This is a genomic window from Kribbella lupini (genome assembly GCF_039529595.1).
GTDB classification, from domain to species: Bacteria; Actinomycetota; Actinomycetes; order Propionibacteriales; family Kribbellaceae; genus Kribbella; species Kribbella lupini.
Map to the genome: position 1 here is coordinate 629,354 of NZ_BAAANC010000004.1, position 21,311 is coordinate 650,664.

The 21,311-nt window shown below is 69.3% G+C and carries 28 protein-coding genes and 5 tRNA genes; 15 read left to right on the forward strand and 18 right to left on the reverse strand.

The window, feature by feature from the left end:
* The first annotated feature begins 47 nt into the window (after positions 1 to 47).
* Together ABD235_RS36060 and ABD235_RS36065 are read left to right on the forward strand one after the other, a co-directional pair.
* On the forward strand, positions 48 to 1,019 hold the full coding sequence (locus ABD235_RS36060) for a 2-hydroxyacid dehydrogenase (RefSeq protein ID WP_344182483.1): 972 nt from the start codon (positions 48 to 50) through the stop codon (positions 1,017 to 1,019).
* Positions 1,012 to 1,380, forward strand: coding sequence for an MmcQ/YjbR family DNA-binding protein (locus ABD235_RS36065; protein ID WP_344182484.1), 369 nt, complete (start codon positions 1,012 to 1,014; stop codon positions 1,378 to 1,380). The genes ABD235_RS36060 and ABD235_RS36065 overlap by 8 nt, the downstream gene beginning before the upstream one ends.
* Here the strand turns inward: ABD235_RS36065 and ABD235_RS36070 are convergent.
* The 3 genes from ABD235_RS36070 to ABD235_RS36080 are packed head-to-tail and all read right to left on the reverse strand — an operon-like array spanning position 1,377 to position 3,224.
* Positions 1,377 to 1,877, reverse strand: coding sequence for a DinB family protein (locus tag ABD235_RS36070; RefSeq protein ID WP_344182486.1), 501 nt, complete (start codon positions 1,875 to 1,877; stop codon positions 1,377 to 1,379). The genes ABD235_RS36065 and ABD235_RS36070 overlap by 4 nt on opposite strands.
* Before the next feature lie 60 nt (positions 1,878 to 1,937).
* Positions 1,938 to 2,810, reverse strand: a complete 873-nt coding sequence (locus tag ABD235_RS36075) for an alpha/beta fold hydrolase (RefSeq protein WP_344182488.1) — start codon at positions 2,808 to 2,810, stop codon at positions 1,938 to 1,940.
* Entirely contained in the window at positions 2,811 to 3,224 is a 414-nt protein-coding gene (locus ABD235_RS36080) for a VOC family protein (RefSeq protein ID WP_344182490.1), read from the reverse strand. It abuts the gene before it with no gap.
* Between the two features lie 222 nt (positions 3,225 to 3,446).
* Between ABD235_RS36080 and ABD235_RS36085 the strand changes: the two genes are divergently transcribed.
* Entirely contained in the window at positions 3,447 to 3,818 is a 372-nt protein-coding gene (locus tag ABD235_RS36085; RefSeq protein WP_344182492.1) for a VOC family protein, read from the forward strand.
* Here the strand turns inward: ABD235_RS36085 and ABD235_RS36090 are convergent.
* Both ABD235_RS36090 and ABD235_RS36095 read right to left on the reverse strand, forming a co-directional pair.
* Complete coding sequence (locus ABD235_RS36090) at positions 3,815 to 4,495, reverse strand: HAD family hydrolase (RefSeq protein ID WP_344182494.1); 681 nt, start codon at positions 4,493 to 4,495, stop codon at positions 3,815 to 3,817. The two genes, ABD235_RS36085 and ABD235_RS36090, sit on opposite strands and share 4 nt — an antisense overlap.
* Before the next feature lie 29 nt (positions 4,496 to 4,524).
* Positions 4,525 to 4,899, reverse strand: coding sequence for a nuclear transport factor 2 family protein (locus ABD235_RS36095; RefSeq protein ID WP_344182496.1), 375 nt, complete (start codon positions 4,897 to 4,899; stop codon positions 4,525 to 4,527).
* 49 nt (positions 4,900 to 4,948) lie between these two features.
* On the opposite strand from ABD235_RS36095, the gene ABD235_RS36100 reads away from it, so the two are divergent.
* Positions 4,949 to 5,782, forward strand: a complete 834-nt coding sequence (locus tag ABD235_RS36100; protein ID WP_344182498.1) for an alpha/beta fold hydrolase — start codon at positions 4,949 to 4,951, stop codon at positions 5,780 to 5,782.
* Here ABD235_RS36100 and ABD235_RS36105 read toward each other — a convergent pair.
* Positions 5,769 to 6,575 (reverse strand): LLM class flavin-dependent oxidoreductase, encoded by an 807-nt coding sequence (locus ABD235_RS36105; RefSeq protein ID WP_344182500.1) that lies wholly within the window; start codon positions 6,573 to 6,575, stop codon positions 5,769 to 5,771. The genes ABD235_RS36100 and ABD235_RS36105 overlap by 14 nt on opposite strands.
* Before the next feature lie 102 nt (positions 6,576 to 6,677).
* Here ABD235_RS36105 and ABD235_RS36110 point away from each other — a divergent pair, with 102 nt between their 5' ends.
* The gene (locus tag ABD235_RS36110; RefSeq protein ID WP_344182502.1) at positions 6,678 to 6,965 is read left to right on the forward strand and encodes a DUF1905 domain-containing protein; all 288 of its coding nucleotides are present in this window, start codon (positions 6,678 to 6,680) and stop codon (positions 6,963 to 6,965) included.
* Positions 6,966 to 7,255: 290 nt separating this feature from the next.
* Here ABD235_RS36110 and ABD235_RS36115 read toward each other — a convergent pair whose 3' ends face one another.
* The 3 genes from ABD235_RS36115 to sigJ form a co-directional block, all read right to left on the reverse strand.
* The gene (locus ABD235_RS36115) at positions 7,256 to 7,714 is read right to left on the reverse strand and encodes a carboxymuconolactone decarboxylase family protein (protein ID WP_344182504.1); all 459 of its coding nucleotides are present in this window, start codon (positions 7,712 to 7,714) and stop codon (positions 7,256 to 7,258) included.
* A 75-nt stretch (positions 7,715 to 7,789) separates the two neighbouring features.
* Positions 7,790 to 8,284 (reverse strand): cupin domain-containing protein, encoded by a 495-nt coding sequence (locus ABD235_RS36120; RefSeq protein WP_344182505.1) that lies wholly within the window; start codon positions 8,282 to 8,284, stop codon positions 7,790 to 7,792.
* A 115-nt stretch (positions 8,285 to 8,399) separates the two neighbouring features.
* On the reverse strand, positions 8,400 to 9,290 hold the full coding sequence (gene sigJ, locus ABD235_RS36125; RefSeq protein ID WP_344182507.1) for an RNA polymerase sigma factor SigJ: 891 nt from the start codon (positions 9,288 to 9,290) through the stop codon (positions 8,400 to 8,402).
* Positions 9,291 to 9,384: 94 nt separating this feature from the next.
* Here sigJ and smpB point away from each other — a divergent pair, with 94 nt between their 5' ends.
* Positions 9,385 to 9,867, forward strand: a complete 483-nt coding sequence (smpB, locus tag ABD235_RS36130; RefSeq protein WP_344182509.1) for an SsrA-binding protein SmpB — start codon at positions 9,385 to 9,387, stop codon at positions 9,865 to 9,867.
* Positions 9,868 to 9,889: 22 nt separating this feature from the next.
* Positions 9,890 to 10,417, forward strand: a complete 528-nt coding sequence (locus tag ABD235_RS36135) for a hypothetical protein (protein ID WP_344182511.1) — start codon at positions 9,890 to 9,892, stop codon at positions 10,415 to 10,417.
* Between the two features lie 9 nt (positions 10,418 to 10,426).
* Here the strand turns inward: ABD235_RS36135 and ABD235_RS36140 are convergent, their stop codons facing one another.
* On the reverse strand, positions 10,427 to 10,864 hold the full coding sequence (locus ABD235_RS36140) for a hypothetical protein (RefSeq protein WP_344182513.1): 438 nt from the start codon (positions 10,862 to 10,864) through the stop codon (positions 10,427 to 10,429).
* Between the two features lie 124 nt (positions 10,865 to 10,988).
* Here ABD235_RS36140 and ABD235_RS36145 point away from each other — a divergent pair, with 124 nt between their 5' ends.
* Positions 10,989 to 11,345: a YciI family protein gene (locus ABD235_RS36145; protein ID WP_344182515.1), complete on the forward strand. Its 357-nt coding sequence runs from the start codon at positions 10,989 to 10,991 to the stop codon at positions 11,343 to 11,345.
* Positions 11,346 to 11,567: 222 nt separating this feature from the next.
* Here the strand turns inward: ABD235_RS36145 and ABD235_RS36150 are convergent, their stop codons facing one another.
* The 4 genes from ABD235_RS36150 to ABD235_RS36165 form a co-directional block, all read right to left on the reverse strand.
* Positions 11,568 to 12,026: an Rrf2 family transcriptional regulator gene (locus ABD235_RS36150; protein ID WP_344182517.1), complete on the reverse strand. Its 459-nt coding sequence runs from the start codon at positions 12,024 to 12,026 to the stop codon at positions 11,568 to 11,570.
* Positions 12,023 to 12,886 (reverse strand): MBL fold metallo-hydrolase, encoded by an 864-nt coding sequence (locus ABD235_RS36155; protein WP_344182519.1) that lies wholly within the window; start codon positions 12,884 to 12,886, stop codon positions 12,023 to 12,025. The genes ABD235_RS36150 and ABD235_RS36155 overlap by 4 nt, the downstream gene beginning before the upstream one ends.
* 240 nt (positions 12,887 to 13,126) lie before the next feature.
* Positions 13,127 to 13,202: transfer RNA gene (locus ABD235_RS36160), tRNA-Thr, on the reverse strand.
* Between the two features lie 117 nt (positions 13,203 to 13,319).
* The gene (locus ABD235_RS36165) at positions 13,320 to 14,099 is read right to left on the reverse strand and encodes an SDR family oxidoreductase (RefSeq protein ID WP_344182520.1); all 780 of its coding nucleotides are present in this window, start codon (positions 14,097 to 14,099) and stop codon (positions 13,320 to 13,322) included.
* Between the two features lie 431 nt (positions 14,100 to 14,530).
* On the opposite strand from ABD235_RS36165, the gene ABD235_RS36170 reads away from it, so the two are divergent.
* The 7 genes from ABD235_RS36170 (at position 14,531) to ABD235_RS36200 (ending at position 16,953) form a co-directional block, all read left to right on the forward strand.
* Positions 14,531 to 14,606: transfer RNA gene (locus ABD235_RS36170), tRNA-Pro, on the forward strand.
* 44 nt (positions 14,607 to 14,650) lie between these two features.
* Positions 14,651 to 14,724, forward strand: a tRNA-Arg gene (locus ABD235_RS36175).
* 2 nt (positions 14,725 to 14,726) lie between these two features.
* A tRNA-His gene (locus ABD235_RS36180) sits at positions 14,727 to 14,803 on the forward strand.
* A gap of 10 nt (positions 14,804 to 14,813) precedes the next feature.
* Positions 14,814 to 14,887: transfer RNA gene (locus ABD235_RS36185), tRNA-Leu, on the forward strand.
* Between the two features lie 59 nt (positions 14,888 to 14,946).
* The gene (locus tag ABD235_RS36190) at positions 14,947 to 15,393 is read left to right on the forward strand and encodes an HNH endonuclease (RefSeq protein ID WP_344182522.1); all 447 of its coding nucleotides are present in this window, start codon (positions 14,947 to 14,949) and stop codon (positions 15,391 to 15,393) included.
* Between the two features lie 138 nt (positions 15,394 to 15,531).
* Positions 15,532 to 16,725: an RtcB family protein gene (locus ABD235_RS36195; protein ID WP_425553216.1), complete on the forward strand. Its 1,194-nt coding sequence runs from the start codon at positions 15,532 to 15,534 to the stop codon at positions 16,723 to 16,725.
* A 30-nt stretch (positions 16,726 to 16,755) separates the two neighbouring features.
* Entirely contained in the window at positions 16,756 to 16,953 is a 198-nt protein-coding gene (locus ABD235_RS36200) for a hypothetical protein (protein WP_344182524.1), read from the forward strand.
* Positions 16,954 to 17,062: 109 nt separating this feature from the next.
* On the opposite strand, the gene ABD235_RS36205 is transcribed toward ABD235_RS36200, so the two are convergent.
* From ABD235_RS36205 to ABD235_RS36220, 4 genes are read right to left on the reverse strand one after another with little or no spacing between them, the layout of a single operon-like run.
* Positions 17,063 to 17,764 (reverse strand): class I SAM-dependent methyltransferase, encoded by a 702-nt coding sequence (locus ABD235_RS36205; RefSeq protein ID WP_344182526.1) that lies wholly within the window; start codon positions 17,762 to 17,764, stop codon positions 17,063 to 17,065.
* Positions 17,765 to 17,818: 54 nt separating this feature from the next.
* Positions 17,819 to 19,183, reverse strand: a complete 1,365-nt coding sequence (locus ABD235_RS36210) for an FAD-binding oxidoreductase (RefSeq protein WP_344182528.1) — start codon at positions 19,181 to 19,183, stop codon at positions 17,819 to 17,821.
* A complete protein-coding gene (locus ABD235_RS36215) occupies positions 19,183 to 20,043 on the reverse strand; it encodes a hypothetical protein (protein ID WP_344182530.1) in 861 nt (286 codons plus the stop codon). The genes ABD235_RS36210 and ABD235_RS36215 overlap by 1 nt, the downstream gene beginning before the upstream one ends.
* Positions 20,040 to 21,296 carry a nickel pincer cofactor-dependent isomerase, group 22 gene (locus tag ABD235_RS36220; protein ID WP_344182532.1) on the reverse strand — a complete coding sequence of 419 codons (1,257 nt, stop codon included), beginning with the start codon at positions 21,294 to 21,296 and terminating at the stop codon, positions 20,040 to 20,042. Before ABD235_RS36220 ends, ABD235_RS36215 begins: the two co-directional genes overlap by 4 nt.
* Between the last annotated feature and the right edge of the window lie 15 nt (positions 21,297 to 21,311).

Consider the following 21,311-nt stretch of genomic DNA (forward strand, 5'->3'; position numbering starts at 1 on the left):
ACGGCGTCATAGGCTTGCCAGGACAAAGTCGACCTGAGGGAGATCCGATGGCCCGCCCGCTCGTGTTGATGCCCGGTCCGATGAACCGCTCGGTGCCGGACGGTCTGGCCGACGGCTTCGAGGTGATCCGGCTGTGGGAGTCCGACGATCCCGACGGGGTGCTGGAGGAGCGCGGCAAGGACGTCGTCGCGATCGCCAACGGCGGTACGGCGATCGACGGCGCGTACCTGGACCGGCTGCCGAACGTGCAGATCGTGGCGAGCTTCGGGGTCGGGTACGACAAGATCGACGCGACGGCCGCGGCCGAGCGTGGAGTCGTGGTGACCAACACCCCCGGCGTACTGGACGACGAGGTCGCCGACACCGCGATGGGCCTGCTGCTGATGACGGCGCGTGAACTGTCGTCGGCCGAGCGGTACCTGCGCGACGGGCGCTGGCCCGAGCGGCCGTATCCGTTGACTCCGGCGACGTTGAGCGGGCGGAAGATGGGCATCCTCGGCCTCGGCCGGATCGGTGAGGCGATCGCGCACCGGGCGCAGGCGTTCGGGATCTCCGTTGCCTATCACAACCGTCACCGCAAGGACGTTGCCTACGACTACTACCCGACGCTGGTCGAGCTGGCCGCCGCGAGCGACATCCTGATGGTCGTCATCCCGGGCGGCGCGGAGACCAAGCATCTCGTCAACGCCGAGGTCCTGGCCGCGCTCGGCTCCGACGGCATCCTGATCAACGTCGCCCGCGGCACCGTCGTCGACGAGGCGGCGCTGGTCGACGCGCTGAAGTCCAAGACGATCCTGAGCGCCGGCCTCGACGTCTTCGAGCACGAGCCCGAGGTCCACCCCGGCCTGCTCGAGGTGGACAGCGCCGTCCTGCTCCCGCACGTAGGCTCCGGCACGATCCCCACCCGCGACGCGATGGGCCGCCTGGTCGTCGAGAACCTCGTCAGCTGGTTCGAGACCGGCGTACCGGTCACCCCTGTCCAGGAGTCTGCGGACCTGGTACGAAAGACGCGTGGCTGACCAGGACGACGTACGCCGCCTCGCGCTGCAACTGCCCGAGGTCACCGAGGGCGAAGACCGCTTCGCCTTCTCCGTCGGCACGAAGGGGATCGCCTGGGTCTGGATGGAACGCTCTGCGCCCAAGGCTCCCCGCGTCCCCAACCCTGAGGTCCTCGCCGTCCGCGTCGCCGGCGAGGCCGGCAAGCAGGATCTGCTCGCCGCGGACCCGCAGAAGTTCTTCACCGAACCCCACTACAACGGCTTCCCCGCCATCCTCGTCCGCCTGCCTGCCGTCGACCTCGACGAGCTCCGCGAACTGCTGCTGGACGCTTGGCGCATCCAGGCCCCGAAGTCCCTGGTCAAGCAGCACCCGGACCTCTAGCTCTTCAGGTCCCAGATCCGGCCGGTGTGCCAGGCGTACTCCCAGGCTTGGGTGTCGGGCGGCTCGATGCCGAAGCCGGTGAGGATGGCGTTGACCTGCTCGCGGTGGTGGTTGGCGTGGTTGAGGGACTGGGCGATGAAGATGCCGGCGCGCGTACCGCGCGTGTTGTCGTCGACGATGACGACGCGTTCGACCTCGATCGGATGGGCCAGGACGTGCTCCCAGACCACGCGGCACTGCTCGTTCCACTGCTCGAGGATGTTCAGGTCGGCCACCTCGTCGCTGTCGACGAAGTCCAGCTCCTGCTGCGCCAGGCGGCGTACGTAGCTGCCGTCGCAGCGCACGATGTGGTCGAGCGTCGCGAGAATCCCGCCGTACGTGCCGACGCCGGTCACCTCCAGCTGCTCGGCCGTGAAGTCCTGCGCTCGGCAGAACGCGATCAACTGCTGGGTCGCCCAGTTGTTGTGCCGTACGGCGTCCGTCAACACGTCGTGCATGCTCGATCTCCGATCGTCACCTTCGACGCTAGCCCGTGCGGGCGCGAGAGCTGAACTGATTTATCGCAGGGCGGTGAGCAACTCCGGCCAGTGGCTGTGCAGCGTGCTGAGATGTGCCGTCGACCGCAGCTCGAGCTGCGCATCGGGGAGATGCTCGGCGAGCCACCGGGCATTGCGAATCGAGACCTGCGGGTCGGCCATGCCGTGCCACACCGTCGTCGGGCAGGTGACGTCCTCGGGCCGGAAACCCCACTCCCGGAAGGAGATCGCGGCGTCCCGGAGATATCCAGCCGGGTTGGCCAGCGCCTCCCGCGCGGCCGCCGCGAGCTCCGCCGGCGACTGCTGCGCGAACCACTCCGCATCGAGCGGCGGATGCCCGGTCGTCCACCGCGCGGCCAGCGCCTCGTCATCCGGATCGCTCGGGTCGAGCTGGTCGACGTACGCCGTGAAGTCCGGCCGGATGCGCTCGACCGACTCGTCGACCTCCACCCGCGCAAGCTCCGCGAAGAACTCCTGCTGCTCCGGCTCCAGATCATCCCGGTGGTACGGCGGATCGAGCGCCGGCACCAGCGCCGGACTCGCGACCACGGCAGCACGCGTCACCCGATCGGGGTGCCGCGCAGCGCAGGCCAGCGCGTACGGCCCGCCGATCGACATCCCGAGTACGGCGTACCGACCGATCCCCAGCCGATCGGCGACCGCCGCGACGTCGTCCGCCACCGACAGATGGTCCGACGCCGCACCGTCCGACGCGCCGTAGCCCGGCCGGTTCACCGCCACCAGCCGTACGCCGTACGCGCGCGCCGCCGACGCCCCCGGGAACGCCGCGTGCCGCGTGTCCGGGCAGCCGTGGAAGAAGAACACGACGGTCTCCCCGACCTCCGTGTCCCAGTACTGGACCTGCCGCCCGTCGGGCAGCCGCAGCGTGGCCAATCAGCCCTGCGCGGCGGTGATGTTGACCATCCAGGCGATGCCGAACCGGTCGACGCACATGCCGAACTCGTCGCCCCACATCTGCTTCTCCAGCGGGACCGACACCGAGCCGCCGTCGGCGAGCTTGTCCCAGTACCCGTGCAGCTCGTCGCTGTCGTCGCCGCTGAGGCTGACCGAGACGTTCGTGCCGCGCGTGTACTCCATGCCCTGCGGCACGTCGGAGCCCATCACCGTGTACCCGCTCGGAGTCTCCAGCTGGCTGTGCATGATCTTGTCGGCGTCCGGCGAGTCGGTCGCCCCGAACTCCCCGAACGTGTTGATCGCCAGGTCGCCCCCGAACACCTGCTGGTAGAACTCCATCGCCTCCCGCGCCTGCCCGTCGAACGCGATGTAAGGATTGAGTCGAGACGCCATCACACACTCCCCTGGACCGACCTCCGGATGCCTCGCACCCTAGACCCGTGCCCGCCCCCTCCGCGATGCCTCAGCCCCACAGTTCCCCGACAACCTCGTCACGTAACCGTCCCGAGCCGTTGCGTAGTGCTTGCCCAGGACAACCAAGCGGCGGCCGGTACGGCGCTGGGCCGGTGGACGTAATTCCCAGCGGGCCGCGGACGCGCGGACTAGGGTGATCCGATGATTCCTCGGCACATCACCATCGACGCGGCTGATCCCTACCAGCTGGCGGTCTTCTGGAGTACGGCGACCGGCTGGCCGGTGTCGGCGGTCGACCAGCCAGGAGACGAGGAGGTCCTCGTCGAGGCGCCGGCGCCGATCCCCGGGCTGCTGTTCATCGCCGTACCGGAGGGCAAGTCGGTGAAGAACCGGGTGCACCTCGACTGGGTCCCCGAGGAGCGGACGCGCGACGAGGAGGTCGCCCGCCTGCTCACGCTCGGCGCGACCATCCACGAGGACCACCGCACGCCCGACGGCCCTGGCTGGGTGACGATGCATGACCCCGAGGGCAATGAGTTCTGCGTCGAACGCAGCGCGGCCGAGCGAGCCTAGCCCAGCGACCGCAGGGCCGCCGCGAGACGGCCCATGTCGTCGGTGATCGCATCCGCGCCGGCCTCGGCCAGAGCGGTCCCGCGCTCAGCGGACTTCGCGTAGCCCACCGACCGAGCCCCGACCCGCCGTCCGAACTCGATGTCGCTCAACGAATCCCCGACCATCAAACAGTTTCCGGCCGGAACGTCGAGCTCCTTCAGTACGCCGTCGAGCAACGCCGGATTCGGCTTCATCAACCCCGGTTGCCCGAACGGCCGTCCCACGACCCCCGCGACCTGCCCCTGCAGCCCTTCCCGCTCGAGCCACTGCACGATCGACGGCTCGCAATTGTTGCTCACCACAACTACCTGTCGCCCGGTCTCCGCGCACGCGGCGAGGAAGTCGACCACCCCGGCGGTCACCGGCGCCGTTCCGGCCGCCTCGATCTCACCCGCCACGGACGCGCGCTCGACCTCGTCGACCACTCCCGGCGCATGAGCGCCCGCGAACTCCAGCACGACCAGGTGCTCGACGGTCCGCCGTACGGCCTCGGGCATCTCCACCCCGGCCCGCATCAGCGGCTCCCGTGCCGCATCGCCGATCCGACTCCCGCTCCCCTGCGGGAACAGGTCGGCCACCGGCCCGTCGAAGTCGAGCAGCACCACCCGGCTCCCGCGCAGCATCTCCGCAACCGTCACGAGCCAAGTGTCACAGACATCGCGCCGAATCAGCTGATCGCCGTCGCCTGCGACCACCGAACCTGCCAACTCCCGTCGATCCCGGCCCGGTAGACGTCCAGGTGCCACGCCTCCAGCCGCGCCGGCGGATTGCCCTCCACCGAGATCTCGATCGCCGACCGGTACCGCAGTACGGCGAGCCGCGCCTCGAGCATCACCTCGATCTCGGACGTCGCCTCGAACCGCCGGTAGTCGATCTGTCCGTTCCCGATCCCGCCGAGGTACTCGTCCTTCGTCCACACCAGTCCACTCGGCGTCGCGATCCGGAAGTCCTCGGCGTGCAGGGGCATGGCCACCGCCAGATCCGCCGCTACCAAGGCCCGCAACCGCTCCCGCTCGATCTCCCGCAGCCTGTCAGCATCCATACCTAATACTCGCTTGCCTCGCCCGGCTCCCGCTGCCAAGGTCGGCCGCATGCCCACCTTCACCGCGGACGACGGCACCGAGCTCGCCTACCACCTGATCGGCGACGGCGACCCGCTCGTCTGCGTCCCCGGCGGCCCGATGCAGGCCTCCGCCTACCTCGGCGATCTCGGCGGCCTCTGCCTCGCGCGTCAGCTCGTCAGGCTGGATCTCCGCGGCACGGGCGACTCCGCGATCCCCGCCGACTCCACGTCGTACCAGGTCAACCGCCAGGTCGCCGATCTCGAGGCGCTCCGTACGCACCTCGGCCTGGAGCAACTCGACCTCCTGGCCCACTCCGCCGGCACCAATCTCGCCGCGCTCTACCTGGCCGAGCATCCCGACCGCGTCCGCCGGTACGCCGCGATCTCGCCCAGCGCGTTCGCCGTCGGCCTGACGATCACCGCCGAGATGCGCCTCGAGGCTGCCCGTCAACGTTCCGCCGAGCCGTGGTTCCCGGGGGCGTACGCCGCGCTCGAGCAGATCACCTCCGGGACGTTCACCGACAATCTCTGGGAGGCGATCCGCCCGTTCTCGCACGGCCGCTGGGACGACGCCGCTCAGGCGCTCGAAGCCACCACGCCGGCGCAGCAGAATGAGGAAGCTGCCGCCGTCTACGCGTCGGAACTGGTCCCTGACGCCGGTCGCCCGGCCGCGTTCTCCGGCCCTGTCCTTGTCGTGTCCGGCCAGACGGATGTCGGCACTCCGCCGGCCTTTGCGACGGCGTACGCCGAGCTCTTCCCGGACGCGACTCTCACCGTCCAGCCCGCGTCCGGGCACTTCCCGTGGCTGGACGACCCCGCCGCGTTCGCCGCGACTGTGAACGGCTTCTTCAGCCGCGGGTGAGCCCCGGCCCGTCGCGCAGCACCCCGCGCACCTGGTCGACAGTCACCGTCGCGGGATCGAAGCTGCGCAACAACCAGGTCGCGCCGGCGCGCTCGTACGGCGTACCGTCTTGTCCCGGCTCGAGCTCGGCCGCGTAGTCGTACGGCGTGGTCTTGTTGCGCAAGGCATCGATCTTCCCGACCGCCTCGGCGAACTCGTCGGCCGAGCTCAGGTTGACCGGGAAGAACCCGTCGAGCCGCGCGGCCCGCTCCAACGGCCGCCGCTTCCCCGGAAAGCCGGCCGCCCAGACCGGGATCCGCCGTACCGGCGTCGGCAGGAACTGGATCCCGTCCACCGTGTAGTGCTCCCCGTGATGGTCGACGACCTCGCCCGACCACGCGGCGTCGAGGATCCCCAGCGACTCATCCAGCATCTGCCCGCGAACCCGGTCGTCACACTCCTCACCGGTCTTCGAGAACTCCCCCGCGAACCGATCGCTCCCCAACCCGACCCCGAGCACGAACCGCCCACCACTCAACCGATCGAGCGTCGCCGTCTCCCGCGCCAACTTCACCGGCCGCCGCCGCGTGATCGCACTCACCATCGGCCCGAACTCCAACCGCTCCGTCGCAGTCGCCACCGCCGCCATCGTGATCCAAGGATCAGCCACCGCCCGCACCGGCTCCCGCCACCGAACGTGATCCCACACGAACAGCCCGTCCCACCCCGCGCCCTCAGCCTCGCCCGCGATCCGCGCGACCACCCCCGGATCAGCCAGCTCGTCGAACAACGGAAACCACAACGCATGCTTCATCCCCCGACGCTAAGCGGGTCGGTTGCAGTAAGAAAAGCGATGATCCCCGATCACTTCGATCAGCCCCGCCGATCTTCACTCTTGATTACGTATCCTGCCGCCATGGACGTCACCTTCTCCGGCGAGATCTTCTACTGGCGCGGCCCGTCCCCGTTCTACTTCGTCGCCGTCCCCGAGGACGAGTCCACCGACATCGAGGCCACGTCCACGTCGGTCAGCTACGGCTGGGGCATGATCCCCGTCACCGCCCAGGTCGGCGACACCGAGTGGACCACCGCTCTCTTCCCCAAGGACGGCAAGTACTACCTCCCCCTGAAGGACGCCATCCGCAAGGCCGAGTCCCTCCAGGAAGGCACCACCATCACCGCCACCCTCCACATCGCCCTCTGAGGCTGTCAGCCCTTCAGCTGAGCAACACACGCCACCCGCACCACCTCAGCAAGCTCCGCCTCCAACTGCCCCGCCGAGTACACCGTGTCCGACTGCGTGCACGAAACCTTCAGCACTGTGCACGGTGTGGTGCGGCAGGCCGGCCCGTGCTCGTCGCCATCCTGCGCTCGTACGGCTACACCGACTGAGCCCTGCCGCCGACGTACGGCAGGCAGGGCGGAGTCGGTGTGTGAAGTAGCCCGCGGCCAACCTCCGGCCTGCGGAGCCTCAGCAGAGACGGACCAGGGAGGTCACCCCGCGACCGTGTAGCGGCTGGTGATGGCTACTCGGTTGAAGGCGTTCATCACGATGACCAGCCAGGCGACGGCCGAGATCTGGTCGGGGGTGAGAACCGACGCCGCGGCGGCGTAGGCCTCGTCGCTGACGTGGCCGTCGGGTACGAGGGTGATCGCCTCGGTGAGGCGCAGGGCGGCGCGGTCGGTGTCGGAGAAGTAGCCGGTCTCCGCCCACGCGGGGAGTACGGCGATCCGGTCCGGGTTCTCGCCCTTCTTCAGGGCGTCGGCGGTGTGCATCCGCAGGCAGAACGCGCAGCCGTTGAGCTGCGAGGCGCGGATCCTGAGCAGCTCGATCAGGAGCGGGTCGAGGCCGGCCGCGGCGGCGTTGTCGGCCACCTCGACGGACAGTGCGATGAGGGACTTGTACGCGCCGGGGTGCTGCTGGTCGATGCTGACGCGCTGGGTGTTGGTCATGGTTCCTTCTGTTCGTTGACGTGCCCTGGACGGGCCTTGGATCTCCCCGGGGATGTTGCCCGGGGCAACTGCGTGTTACCGGTCGTCGACCTTGAGCTTCGCGCCGGTGTCGGCGACGAAGACGACCAGGAGCTTGGCCGGTTCGGTCGCGCTGGTGTTCTCCGTGCGGACGTGGTGAGCCCCGGGCTGTTCCACCCAGTTCTTTCCCGGCCCGAACGTGGCGACGGGCTGGTCGTCGACCTGGCTGCGCACGGTTCCCTGGAGCACGTACGCGTACACGAGCGCGTCCCCGTGCCGGTGCGGCGCCGCGTGCGCGCCCGGCGGGAAGTCGACGATCGCCGACGTGAAGGTCTTGCCCGGCACGTTCGGGAGGGCCTGCTGTTGCAGCGGCGTGAGGCTTTCCACGGAGGTCGCAGCAGGCTTCGCCGTACTGGACGACGCCGTACTGGCGACCGGTGTCGGGCTCGCGGGCTGGTCCGCCGCGGCGGGCTGGTCCGCCGCCGAGCAGGCTGAGGCTCCGGCCAGCGTGGCGACGGCCAGGGCGCCGCCGGCGATCCGCAGTCCGATCATGAGGGGTCTCCTGTTCAGTTGTCGAGGACGCGAACGACCGCCGTACCGGCGCCGCGCGTCGCGCAGTTCTGTGCTCTCGACAGGGAGACGAGGTAGCCCCTCGCGATGTGACCGCTCAGAGGTGGCGGAGTTTGTCCGGGTTGATGACCCTGCGGTACGCCGTGATCAGGCCGTCGCTGATCTGCACCGTGTCGACGGAGTACACGCGGCCGTGCCGGTGGAACACGAGAGCCGGCTCGCCGCCCACCTCGACCAGTTCGATCCGGTCCGGACGCAACTGGCGCCCGACGCGGACCATCACCTCGGCGATCCGCCGGCCGCCGTGGATCAGCTTGCGTGCCGCCGAGACCTTGCCGCCGCCGTCGGTGACGTAGACGGCGTCCGGGTCCAGCAGCCGGACCAGGCCCGCCAGGTCGCCTTCTTCGTACGCCGTACGGAAAGCCGCCAGCAACCGTCGCCGCTCCGCCTTCGACCCCTGCGGCGTGGTCTCGTTCGCCTTGGCGACCCGCCGTCGCGCCCGCGAGGCCAGCTGGCGAGCGGCCGCCCCGGAGACCTCCAGCACTTCCGCGATCCGGGCGAACTCGAACCCGAACACGTCGTGGAGGACGAACGCCACCCGCTCCGGCGGACTCAGGTTCTCCATGACCAGCAGCATCGCCGTACTGACGGACTCGTCGACGAGCACCGACTCCGAGGCGTCCGGTCCGGTCAGCAGCGGCTCGGGCAGCCAGGGCCCGACGTAGGTCTCCTGGCGTACGCGGGCGCTCTTGAGGATGTCGTACGACCGGCGCGCGGCCACCGTGACCAACCAGGCCCGCAGATCGTCGACCTCGGCGAGATCGGCCGCGGCCGCCCGCAACCACACGTCCTGAGCCACGTCCTCGGCGTCGGCGACGCTCCCCAGCAGCCGGTACGCCACCCCGAAGACCGCAGGCCGGTGCGTCTCCCACTCGGCACCGAGCCGGTCCACCTGCTCGGTACGCCGGGTCGCCTGCTCCTCGGCCATGCGGATCGCACCCTCCTCGACGACGTCGATCCAGCGTAACCATCGAGCTTCCGGCCGATGAGCGCAGCTTCCCCGGTCAGGGCAGAATCAGCGTGTGAAGAAGAAGCCCGACGCCGACCCCGTGATCGCGCGCAACCGGAAGGCTGCCCACGAGTACCAGCTGGGTGAGACCTGGGAAGCCGGCATCGTGCTGCAAGGCATGGAGGTCAAGGGCCTGCGCGCCGGCCGGGCGTCCCTGATCGGCGGCTTCGCGCAAATCGAGGACCGCGAGATCTGGCTGCACGGCGTCCACATCCCGCAGTACTCGCAGGCCCGCTGGTTCGAGGGCGGCTCCCGCCGCAAGCGCAAACTGCTGCTGCACCGCGCCCAGATCGACAAGATCGAACGCAAGGTCAACGAGAGCGGCCTGACGATCGTCCCGCTCACCCTGTACTTCAAGGACGGCCGCGCAAAGGTCGAGATCGCCCTGGCCCGCGGCAAGAAAACCTGGGACAAACGCCAGGCCCTCGCCGAACGCGAGGCCACCCGAGAAACCGAACGAGCCCTCCACCGCCGCCTGAAGGGCCGCCCGGACTGAGCACGGAAGCTAGGCTCGGCGGGTGACGGGCGCGAAGGGATCGGCGTTGGCCGCCGTCGTCCTGGCAGTAGGTCTCACCGGCGTGCTGACGGCCTGCGGCCCGCCCTCCGGTGGAGCGATGGGCGTGACGGTGGACAGCCTCGGCCGCCCGATCGGCGTACTGGAGGTCTGTGAGGGGCACATCGACGGCGCCACGCTGTACGAGACCCCAACCAGCGAGTCGGACTCGAGCGACCGCTATCGAGGCGAGTGGTCGGTCGCCCCTGCCGTGTCGTCCTCCGGTCGCTTCGACCTCCGGCGCGGCGGCGGCGACTGGCGGGCCAAAACGCCCCTGGCGGCTCTGCGCCCCGGCACGTCGTACACGCTCTACGGCTGGACCAACGACAACTCGTGGTCACTCGGCGGAGTGGAGTTCTCGCCGGAGGACTTGGCGACGCTTCAGCCGGGTCAGGTCCGGTACGACGCCGGCCTGCACGCCGACGAGGACAATCCTCCGGACACGACGGCAACCATGCCGATCGCGGACTTCCGATCGAAGGTCTGCCCTTGAGCGGAGCGCCTACAACCAGGGCGGGGCGTAGCGGCTCACGTAGGCGCGGGCGCGTTCGGTCGGGTCTGCCCAGTACTGGTGTGGTTGGCGATGCACGTGCTTTTCGCAGAACTCGCGAAGGCCGGCGCTGATCGTCTCCACCTCTCGTACGGGGAGACACTCGAAGTCGCTGTTGACCTGCAGCAGCTCGGCCTCGGGGTTCCAGCCTGAGGCGTCGAACGCCCACGGGCCCCACCTCGCGTACACGTGAAGCGGACGCTCGAACTCACCCAGGTACATCGCCGCCAGGTCGATGTCCTGATCGGGATAGAAGTCCCGGCACGTCCAGGCCAGCACGTGGCAGGCTCCGCTCGAGAAGAACGCCTGATCCGTCCGCTCCCAGGAGACCCGCTGATCCGATCTCTCGATCGCCGTACGCCGGAACACCCCGGACGCCGTCGCTGCCATGCGGCGATGCTATCGAGGCGTCGGGCCCGGGAAGATTCTGCCGACGGCCTGTCGGATCCGGCGGGTGGCGTTCGTAGACGTGGTGAGAGGCTGCCGAAGGAGGCTGCCCGCACAAGGAGGAGACATGGCCGAGTACCTCATCTACTTCAACCAGCAGTGGGTGGGCGACCACCCCGAGGAGTGGTTCCGCGAGCGCGGGCCGCTCGCCGCGGCGGTCGTGGACGAGATGAAGGCCGCGGGCGTGTACTTGTTCGCCGGCGGGCTGGAGGAGAACGGCCCGATCTACAACGCCGACGCCACCAGCGGCGAGGTGGTGATCACCGACGGCCCGTACGTCGAGAGCAAGGAGTTCCTGGGCGGGTTCGCCGTGGTGAACGTCCCCGACGACGAGGCCGCCAAGCTCTGGGCAGGCAAACTCGCAGAAGCATGCGGCTGGCCCCAGGAGGTCCGGCGATTCGGCTCGCTCCCCGACCTTCAATGAGGTCGCGACCCGCCACCTGACAGCAACCGCCGAAGTGCAGAACCCCCAGAGTCGGAGTGCCCTCTGACCTGGGGGTTCGCGTGGAGCAACCCGTCGAGTGACGAGGCACCGCCCTGAGGAGCTCCGGCGTGGTGGCGGTGTCGTTCCCAGGAAAGGTGCGGCTGAGTCGACGACGCCACCAGTGAAGATTGTGTTCCCCGCGCTTCCGCGAAGCCGCAGCCGTCAGTGAAAGCCGTTCTCCACCGTGTAATGGGATGCTGCCAGCGTCGCATCCAGTGATGCCGCGATCGTGACGGTGGCGAGGCGTTCGTCGGCTGCGCGTTCCGCCTCGCGGTAGACCTCGCCGAGGGTGGGCCGGATACTGCGGCCGATCGGGCAGTTCTCGGACGGCGGCGAGGTGTGCAAGCCGAACAACGGCCCGTCGTCGAGCGCGCGACGTACGTCGGCCAAGGTGATCTCGTCAGCGGGCCGGGCCAGTACCCAACCCGCGTTGGCTCCACGCTGCGAATGGACGAGTCCGGCCTCTCTGAGGCGGCCCAGCAATCGGCGAATCAGTACCGGATTCGTCTTCACGCTGCCGGCGATGCCGTCCGAGGTCGCTGCGCCGTTGTTGAGTCTGGCGCGTAGCTCGATCCATTCCAGCGAGTGAATGGCGAGCGCCAGCCGGGAGTTCGCACTCATGCGCTTCGTCCGGCGACCGGAGCTCCCATGACGAGTTTCGCGGTACCCCATGCGGAACCGACGTTCGTTCGTCCCGGCTGCTTGGCGAGCAGCGTCCGGTAGAAGTCGAGGGCGTCCGCGGAAGTCGCCGCGATCTCGTCGACAGCGCGCAGGTAGTCGATGGTCGCGTCGATGTCGGCGGGCGAGTCGCCGTTCTGCGGCTGCTTGTGCCCGCTGACGACGACGGCAGGACTCAGTGCCTTCAGTTGCTCCAGAGCGTGGATCCAGTTCTGCCGAGTGGCCGAGGTGGTCTCGGCGAGGTACGGATAAGTGGCGTTGTAGACCACATCGCCGGCGACGAGCAAGCCGAGGCCGGGCACCCACAGCGACGTGGTCGACTCGGTGTCGGTTTGGCCTGTCTCGATGATCCGCAGCTCGTTCCCCTCGAGCTCGAAGGTGTCGCTGTCGAGGGTTTCCGGGAACTCGATGGCAGGGATCTGACCGGGGAACAGCTTGTCCCAGAAGCCCGCGACGTACTCCGGCGAGGCCTGGATGCGCAGTTGTGCGACCGTTCCCTCGGTGGCCAGGATGCGAGCCTCCGGGAACGCTGCACGCAGCGCCCCGATACCGAACCCATGGTCGCCGTGGCCGTGCGTGAGGTACACCGCGGTGAGCTTCCTGTCGTGCCCGCGGACCCACTCGACCAGCCGCTCGTTCTGCTCGACGGTGGTGAACGTGTCCACCAGAACGGCGTCCCGCTCACCCCAGATCAGCGTGGCGCTGTTCGCCACCCACCGCAGCTCGACATCACCTTCAGGCAGATCCCGCGTCACGCCTTCACGGCGCACGGTCATCACTTCGTAGTGCAGTTCGTTCGACACGGTGTCGACTCCTCTCGCGTACAGCCAATGTAACCAAAATGGTTGCGCTACCCAAACTGGCGATTCCCCGGGCAACCGCGCGGGCGACGACGTACAGAGCAGGACGGACACTGGAGCCGAGAGGTCGCCCCGCAGAGAGCAGGTAGAGCAAGACGGCGCCGGCACCAGGACCCGCACCACGAGAGGCTCCGAACAGCAAAATCCCCAGCCTCAGAGTGACCTCTGACCTGGGGATTTGGGTGGAGCCGCCTGTCGGAATCGAACCGACGACCTTCTCATTACGAGTGAGACGCTCTGCCGACTGAGCTAAGGCGGCGTGGCCCCGTGGGGCCGAGGAAGAGTGTAGCGGGAAGGGGCGGGGGAAGCCGAATCGGATTCGGTGGTGGGTGCCGAGGCGGGCGTCGGCCCGCCTGTTTGGCGGGCCGACGGCGGGTCAGGTCCAGGCGGGGGCGGCGGCTTTGGCGTAGGTGGGGAAGGGGATGGCTGGGCGGCCGGTCACGTGCTGGACGGTGTTGGTGGGGACCGCGTCGCCGAGGTGGAGTTGGTTGAGGAAGAAGTCGAGGGTTTCCTGGGTGGCGCCGGGGGTGGCCAGGTAGGCCTCGGGGGTTCCGTCGTACTGGATGTCTCGGCCGGTGGCGGCGGAGATGATGGCGCAGGCTTCGGCGAAGGTGAGGGGGTCGGGGCCGGTGACCTCGTAGGTCTGGGCGTGGTGGCCGTCACCTAGCAGCGCCTCCACGGCGACGGCGGCGATGTCGGCGGCGTCGACGAAGGCTTGGCGCTGGTCGGCCAGGGGGACGACGAGGCGGCCGGCCTGGATGGCCGGGAGGAAGAAGCCTTCGTCGAAGTTCTGGTTGAACCAGTGGGCGCGGACCACGGTCCACTCGAGGCCCGAGTTGCGGATCGTGGTTTCGGCGGCGAGGAGGCGGTCGTCGCCGATCTCCTCGGGGTGCATGGTCGAAAGCAGGACCAGGCGTTCGATGCCGGTCTCGGCGGCCTGGGTGATGAAGGCTGGGTCGACTGGTACGCCGTCGGGGGCCATGACGTACACCGCCCTGACGCCGTCGAGGGCCGCCGCCCACGTGTCGGGGCGGGACCAGTCGAAGACGTCGGGGCCCGAGCGGGAGGCAGCCCGTACGGCGATGTCGCGGGACCGCAACTGGTCGGCGACGCGGCGCCCGGTCGAACCGGTGGATCCGAGTACGAGAACAGTCATCGCTCCAGGCAAGCACAGACCACCGACAGTTCGACGGAACCAGCACCGCCGAAGCACCGTCGAATGGCACGGTGGAATAAATTCCAGAAGAAATGCATTGACGTCACTGCGGGCCATGGGCGAAGCTTGTGCCCGCACGACAAACCACGACGATCAGGGAGCACGAAGTGTTCGGGACGATGCAGAAGATTCAGCGGGTGGAACGCCCGTTGTCCTGCCTGCGACCCCTGACCTCGAACTCCCACCGCTCCGAGCTCCGCGCAGCGCTGAGCCCGGCGTACGGCGGCCCGCCCGACTGATCGACAGCGATCAGCGCGCAGCCGCCCGTCGGGAGAAACCGACCAGGGCGGCTTTTTCTTTGCCCGAAACAACTTCGCTCCGGCCACGGCCGGGGATTCGCACAATTGACAATTGCATTCTTTGTGAAATGCCGAGCTGTAGGCCAGTGGCCAGGCCACCTCATTTGGGATGAGGACATCGGGAGTTCGAATCTCTCCAGCTCGACCAGGCGCCCGCGGGAAGCTCTGCTACCGGCCGAGCGGGCGCCCCAGACGCCCGTGGCTCAACCGGACAGAGCACCTGCCTACGAAGCAGGAGGTTGCAGGTTCGAATCCTGCCGGGCGTGCTGTGTCCGAAGCAGAAGCGGGCGATGCACCGGGACGTGACCCCGGAGAAAGCGGGTTCGAGCCCCGCCGGACACCCCAGCACCATCACGCGGCTCTGGCCCAATTGGTAGAGGCGTCTGGCTTAGGACCAGAAGGTTCGGGGTTCGAGTCCCTGGAGCCGCACCGATTCAACCGACCCGGCAACCATCGTTCGGGCACACTGGAGGAGAGGAGGAACCACCATGAGCGGTGTCATCGTGCTCAACGCCTCATATGAGCAGCTCCACGTCGTGTCGATCCCGCACGCCATCCGGATGCTCGTCCGGGAGGTCGCGGTCGTCGAGGAAGCGCACGACGGCGCCAGCATCGGTCCGTTCCCCCTGCCGCGCGTGCTGCGCCTGGTCCGGTACGTCGTGACCAAGTGGCGCTACGCGACCGGCCGGTTGCAGTACACCCGGGCCGGCGTCCTCAAGCGGGACAAGTTCACCTGCGCGTACTGCGGCAAGCCCGGCGCGACGACGATGGACCACGTGGTTCCACGGTCGCGCGGTGGACGCGGCGAGTGGCTGAACGCGGTCGCCGCGCACGCGGCGTGCAACGAGAAGAAGGGGTGCCGCACCCCCGAGGAAGCCGGGATGCCGCTGCTGTGGCAGCCCTGGATCCCCTCCCGTGCGGAGATAGCCCTCTGACCTGAGCCCCTCTCCTGGTGCGCCGGTCGGAGCGGTGCCAGGTGGGCGACGGCGTCCCATCCTCGGTTCTGACCCGAGGCCCCGCAGGTTCGAGCCCTGCCCTGGCAGCTTCAGACACTGCAGAACAGGAGTGGGGAGATGAACGGTCAGTACCCGGTCCCGCTGAGTGGGGCCAAGAGCTCCACTCTGATGTGGGCGCAGGAGCACGAGGTGGGCGCGCAGGCCCTGCAGCAGCTGCGGAACATCGCCGCGCTGCCGTGGGTGCACGGCGTCCGGGTGATGCCGGACGTGCACCTCGGCAAGGGCGCGACAGTGGGATCGGTGATCGCGATGAAGCAGGCGGTGTCGCCGGCCGCGGTCGGCGTCGACATCGGGTGCGGCATGGAGGGTGTGCTGACCTCGCTGACCGCTGCGGACCTGCCGGACGACCTGTCGAAGATCCGGACCCGGATCGAGGCCGCCGTACCGGTCGGGTTCCGCGCCCACGAGTACCCGGTGAGCGTGCGCAAGCTCGGGCTCGACCGGGGCTGGAACACCTTCTGGGGCATGTTTTCGAGCCTGCACGACGGGGTGCAGGACCGGGAGAAGAAGGCGCAGCAGCAGATGGGTTCGCTCGGTGGCGGCAACCACTTCATCGAGGTCTGCCTCGACGACGTGGACCGGGTCTGGCTGATGCTGCACTCGGGGTCGCGCAACATCGGCAAGGAGCTCGCGGAGCGGCACATGCGGATCGCTCGCGCGCTGCCGCACAACGCCGATCTGCCGGATCGCGACCTGGCCGTGTTCCTGTCCGGTACGCCGGAGATGGACGCGTACCGGCGCGACCTGACCTGGGCGCAGGAGTACGCGTCGCGCAACCGCGCGGTGATGCTCGCCCTGGTGATGCAGGCCGTGCGGGAGTCGTTCGACCACGAGATCACGTTCGAGAAGCCGATCTCGTGCCACCACAACTACGTGGCGGAGGAGACGATCGACGACCTCGAGCTGCTGGTCACCCGCAAGGGCGCGATCCGGGCGGGGCTCGGTGATCTCGGGCTGATCCCGGGGTCGATGGGCACCGGCTCGTACGTCGTGCGCGGGCTCGGCTCGGAGCGTTCGTTCTACTCGGCCTCGCACGGGGCGGGCCGGCGGATGAGCCGCAACGAGGCCAAGCGGCGCTACACGGTCGACGACCTGATCGCGCAGACGGCCGGCGTCGAGTCCCGCAAGGACGCGGGGGTGCTCGACGAGCTGCCGGCGGCGTACAAGGACATCGAGTCGGTCATCGCGGCGCAGTCCGACCTGGTCGAGGTCGTTGCCCACCTCAAGCAGGTGGTGTGTGTGAAGGGCTGAACAACCAATCGAACGAGAGGAGGACCGGCCATGGCCGACCTCAGGAACAAGCGACGCAAGATTCCCGGCGGCAGGACCGGTGCTCCGGTTCAGCAGGGTCACGCGCTCCGGCGCGTCGACCTCGCCTGCGGTCACACGCAGCGCGACCGGATCGCGCACGCAGGCGACCACGTCTGGTGCGAAGCCGGCTGCGCGGACTGGGTCCGCGTGGTCGTGGTCCACGAGTAGCAAGTACGGCGGCCCGATCAGGGGACGGGCCGCCGCCAACTCCCTGGTGACGGATGCACACCCGGCCCTCCGAAGGCCGGGTACCTGGTTCGACTCCAGGCAGGGAGACCTAGACGACGCACCGCGCGACGAGGAACACCGGGTACGACGTCATCGCCGCTCGCGGCGAGTCGGCGTCGACGGCCGGCTGCGGCTCGGCGAAGGCGTCGAGGGTGAAGCCGTGCTCACGCAGCGAGTTCAGGTACGTGGAGAGCGTGCGGTGGTTGGCACCGACCTGCTGGCGCAGCGTCGACAGCGAGCCGTCGGCCTGCCACCAGCGCTCGTCGTAGTACGAGCCGTCGCTCGGCCAGGCGCCGGAAACGCCGTCCACGCCCGGGAAGCACGGGTGCAGGATGCAGAAGGCGAAGACACCGCCCGGACGCAGGACCCGGCGCACGGTCGCGAGTGCGCCCCCGAGGTCGTCGATGTCCGACAGCCCGAAGCTGCAGAGAACCGCGTCGAACGTCTTGCCTGCCAGGAGATCGGGCGCGGCCACGTCAGCCTGTAGGTAGGTGATCCCCAGAGGCTCCCGTGCCTCGGCCTCTGCCGCCTTGGCGAGCATCGCCGAGGACAGGTCGACACCGACGACGGGCGCGCCCAGCCGAGCGAGCCCGCGGGACAACCGCCCGTGCCCGCAGGCGATCTCCAGCACCTCGCGGTCCCCGACCGGACCGAGCAGCTCCAGCAGTGAGACAGTCACCGGGTCGTCGAGCTCGTCGCTCCACCCGGCGGCGTAGTAGTCGGCCACCTCGTCGTACCGCGCAGCAGTCATGCTCGAAAACGTACCGGCGGGCGCCCCGAGACTCACCCGGGGCGCCGTTCGCCGTCAGAGGAACAGCTTGTCCGGGTTCAGCAAACCTCGCGGGTCGAAGGCGGCCTTGACGTCGCGTTGGAGCTGCAGACCCACCGGCCCGAGTTCCTGGGCGAGCCATTGCCGCTTCAGCTTGCCGACGCCGTGTTCGCCGGTGATGGTGCCGCCCAGCGACAGGCCGAGGTCCATGACCGCGCCGAAGGCTTCGAGGGCTCGCGCCTGGGCGGCGGGGTCGGCCTGGTCGAAGATGACGGTGGGGTGCATGTTGCCGTCGCCGATGTGGCCGGGGCAGGCGATCAGCACGTCGTACTGCTTGCTGATGGCATCGATCCCGTGGAGCAGCGCGACCAGCTGGGAGCGCGGTACGGCGACGTCGTCGATCAGGGACGTGCCGAGCTTCTCGTTCGCGAAGTGCACCAGGCGGCGGGCCTCCAGGAGCATCGCGGACTCCTCCGCGTCGGAGGCGACCGCGACGTCGACGGCGCCGTGCGCGGTGCAGATCTCGGCGATCGCGGCGACGTCCTCGGCGGCGCGCGGGCCGCGGTCGGACTGGGCCAGGAGCAACGATCCGACGTTCGCCGGCAGGCCCATGTCGCGGTAGTCCTGGATCGCGCGCGCGGTGACGCCGTCGATGAACTCGAGCAGCGACGGGCGCAGGCCCGAACCCATCACCGCGGCAGCGGCGGCGACACCTTCCTCGATCGAGAGGAAGGTCGCCGCCGCGGTCAGCGCGGCCTCGGGCGCGGGCCGCAACGCCAGCGTCGCCTCGGTGACGATGCCCAGCGTGCCCTCCGACCCGACGATCACGTGCGTCAGGTCGTACCCCGCGACGCCCTTCACCGTCCGGCGTCCGGTCCGGATCACCTCGCCCGACGCGAGCACGACCTCCAGCCCGCGGACGAAGTCGCCGGTCACGCCGTACTTCACGCAGCACAGCCCGCCCGCGTTCGTCGCGATGTTGCCGCCGACGGTCGACATCTCCCACGACGACGGGTCCGGCGGGTAGAACAACCCCTGCTCGAGCACCGCGCGGGACAGGTCCGCGTTGATCACGCCGGGCTGGACGACGGCGACCTGGTCCTCGACGGAGACCTCCAGCACCTGGTTCATCCGCGCGGTCGACAGCAGGATGCAGCCGTCGATCGCGTTCGCGGCGCCGGACAGGCCGGTCCGCGCGCCCTGCGTCACGATCGGTACGCCGTACTCGCCGGCCGCCCGGACGACCTCCTGCACCTCCGCCGTCGTCGACGGCCGCACCAGCACCAGCGGTGCGCCGGCCGTGCAGAACGTCGCCGCGTCCTGCCGATGGGCCTCCAGGACGTCGGGATCGACGACCACCGATCCCACCACCGAGCCGAGTCGGTCGACGAGCTTGTCCATCAGCCTTGCTCCTCCAGCAACCGCAGAATCAACGAGGCCCGCCGGACGCGCTCCCGGCCGAGCGCCTCGGCCGTCGCGGCCAGGTGCGCGCCGACCGGGTAGATGTTCGGCGCGTTCCGCAGGCCCATCTTCAGGTAGACCGGGGCAGCGACCCGTACGACGTCCGGTACGTCGTAGAACCGCACGTGTCCGCCCTGGTCGTCCGGCACCTCGATGTACATGTCGATCGGCACCGACGTCACCGACCGGATCTCGGCCAGCACCGGCACCGGCAGGTCGGTCGAGACGTTCAGGCTCGTGGCCCCGAGCCGCTCGTACAGCGCCGCGGTCGGTGCGTTGGGCAACGGCATCAGCACCGAGGTCTTCAGCACCAGATCCGCAGGCAACGACCCTTCCTTCTTCAACGTACCCAGCAGCTCCAGCACCCCGAGGTCGCCGACCAGCAGGCTGCGCACCCCGAGATCGACCGCCCGGTACGCGTCACACAGCGAGGCGGCAACCATGTCGTTGCCGCGCGCAACACCTCCGACCGCGGCCGACACCTTGGCCTGCCCGCCGATGTCCCAGGAGCCGCGCGGCCCGAGGAACAGGCACACCTCGACCCCCTCGGCCTCGCCGAGCGAGACCATCTCGCGGATCTCGTCGTCGGTCAGCATCATCACGCCGCTGCCCTGCGAGACGCGGTCGACGCGAACGCCGCGAGTCTTGGCCTCCTCGAGCACGGCCCGCATCACCGCCGGACCCTCGCAGCTCGGGATCTCCACCTTGTACGGCGTACCGTCGGCGAACCGCTTGTCCGAGTCGCCGGCCGCGCCGAATCCCCGCTCGGCCAGCAACGCGCGTGCTTCCTGCAGCCTCATACCTCTCCCCAGCTCCCGAGCGAGCCCGACGCGTCGGTCAGGTCCCGCGCTGTCCCGGTGATCTCCAGATCGAACCGATCGCCTGCCTCCACCAGCAGCGCAGGCGACACCAGCAACTCGTGCGGCGACAACGTGTCCCGGATCCGCGCCAGCCGCAGCTCGGACCAGTCCCGCCGTCCACTCATCGTCGCGGCGGCCAGTACGGCGGCCGCGTCGTCCTCCAGCACCATCGGCAACCGCGAACGCCGTGCTCCGCCGGCGCCCGAGGTCAGCGCGTTCACGTAGCTCGCCCGCAGATCGATCTGCTCCAGGATCCGGGCCGGGATCACGTCGGCCATCCCGAGCCCGGAGGCGTTGCCGTGCGACGCCTCCGACAACCGGTGGACGGTGATCGCGGCGATCTGCGGCGAGTCGAACTCCGGGATGCCGTGCACCCAGCACCGGCCGATCACGTTCGTGTCCATGCCGGTGCCGGACTTGTCCTTGCCCATCTCGTCGACCACCAGGACGTCGAGCTGGTCGAACGGCAGGCGGCCCATCAGGCTGCCGGCGCGTTGCAGCAAGCCGTTCTCCGCGGCGGCGCCGATCCCGTCGGCCGGGACGAACTCGACCGACGCGGTCTGGTCGACGGCGTTCTCGAGGATCGCCAGGCCGCCAATGATCTTGCCCTCAGCAACCACTGTGCGGGCGGCGGCCTCGATCGCCCCGCCGAGCGACGGGATGCCGCCGGCGTGCAGCGCAGCCGCGCCGCGGTGGTTGCCGAGACCGATCGCGAGGATCTTCGCGAGGCCGCTCTCGACGGGCCCGTGGAAGTCGGTGTGCGGTTTGACCCGGTTGACCAGCAGGACGCCGTCCGCCGCGGCGGCGATCGCGTCGTGGTGCACCGGAGTGCCGTCGTCGAGCTTGCCGATGACAACGGTCTCCATCGTTGCCTCGATGGGGCAACCAACCGACTCCGGCGTCACGCCGAGCCCGGCCAGCATCTCGCGCTGGCCGTCAGCCGTCGCACCACCGTGCGAGCCCATCGCCGGTACGACGAAGGGCTCAGCGCCGGCCGCCCGCAGCCAGTCCACGGCAGCGTTCACCACCGGAACCAGGTCGCGGATGCCGCGACTCCCCGCAGTGACCGCGATCCGCGCACCAGGCGCGACCACGGTCGGCATGTCGTCCAGCGCCGCTCGCGCCGCGCCGTACGGATCGGTCTCCAACGGCAGGTCAGGCATCAGCCGCCGAACGGGCGTGACCTGAGGCATAGTGCCCTCAGGCCG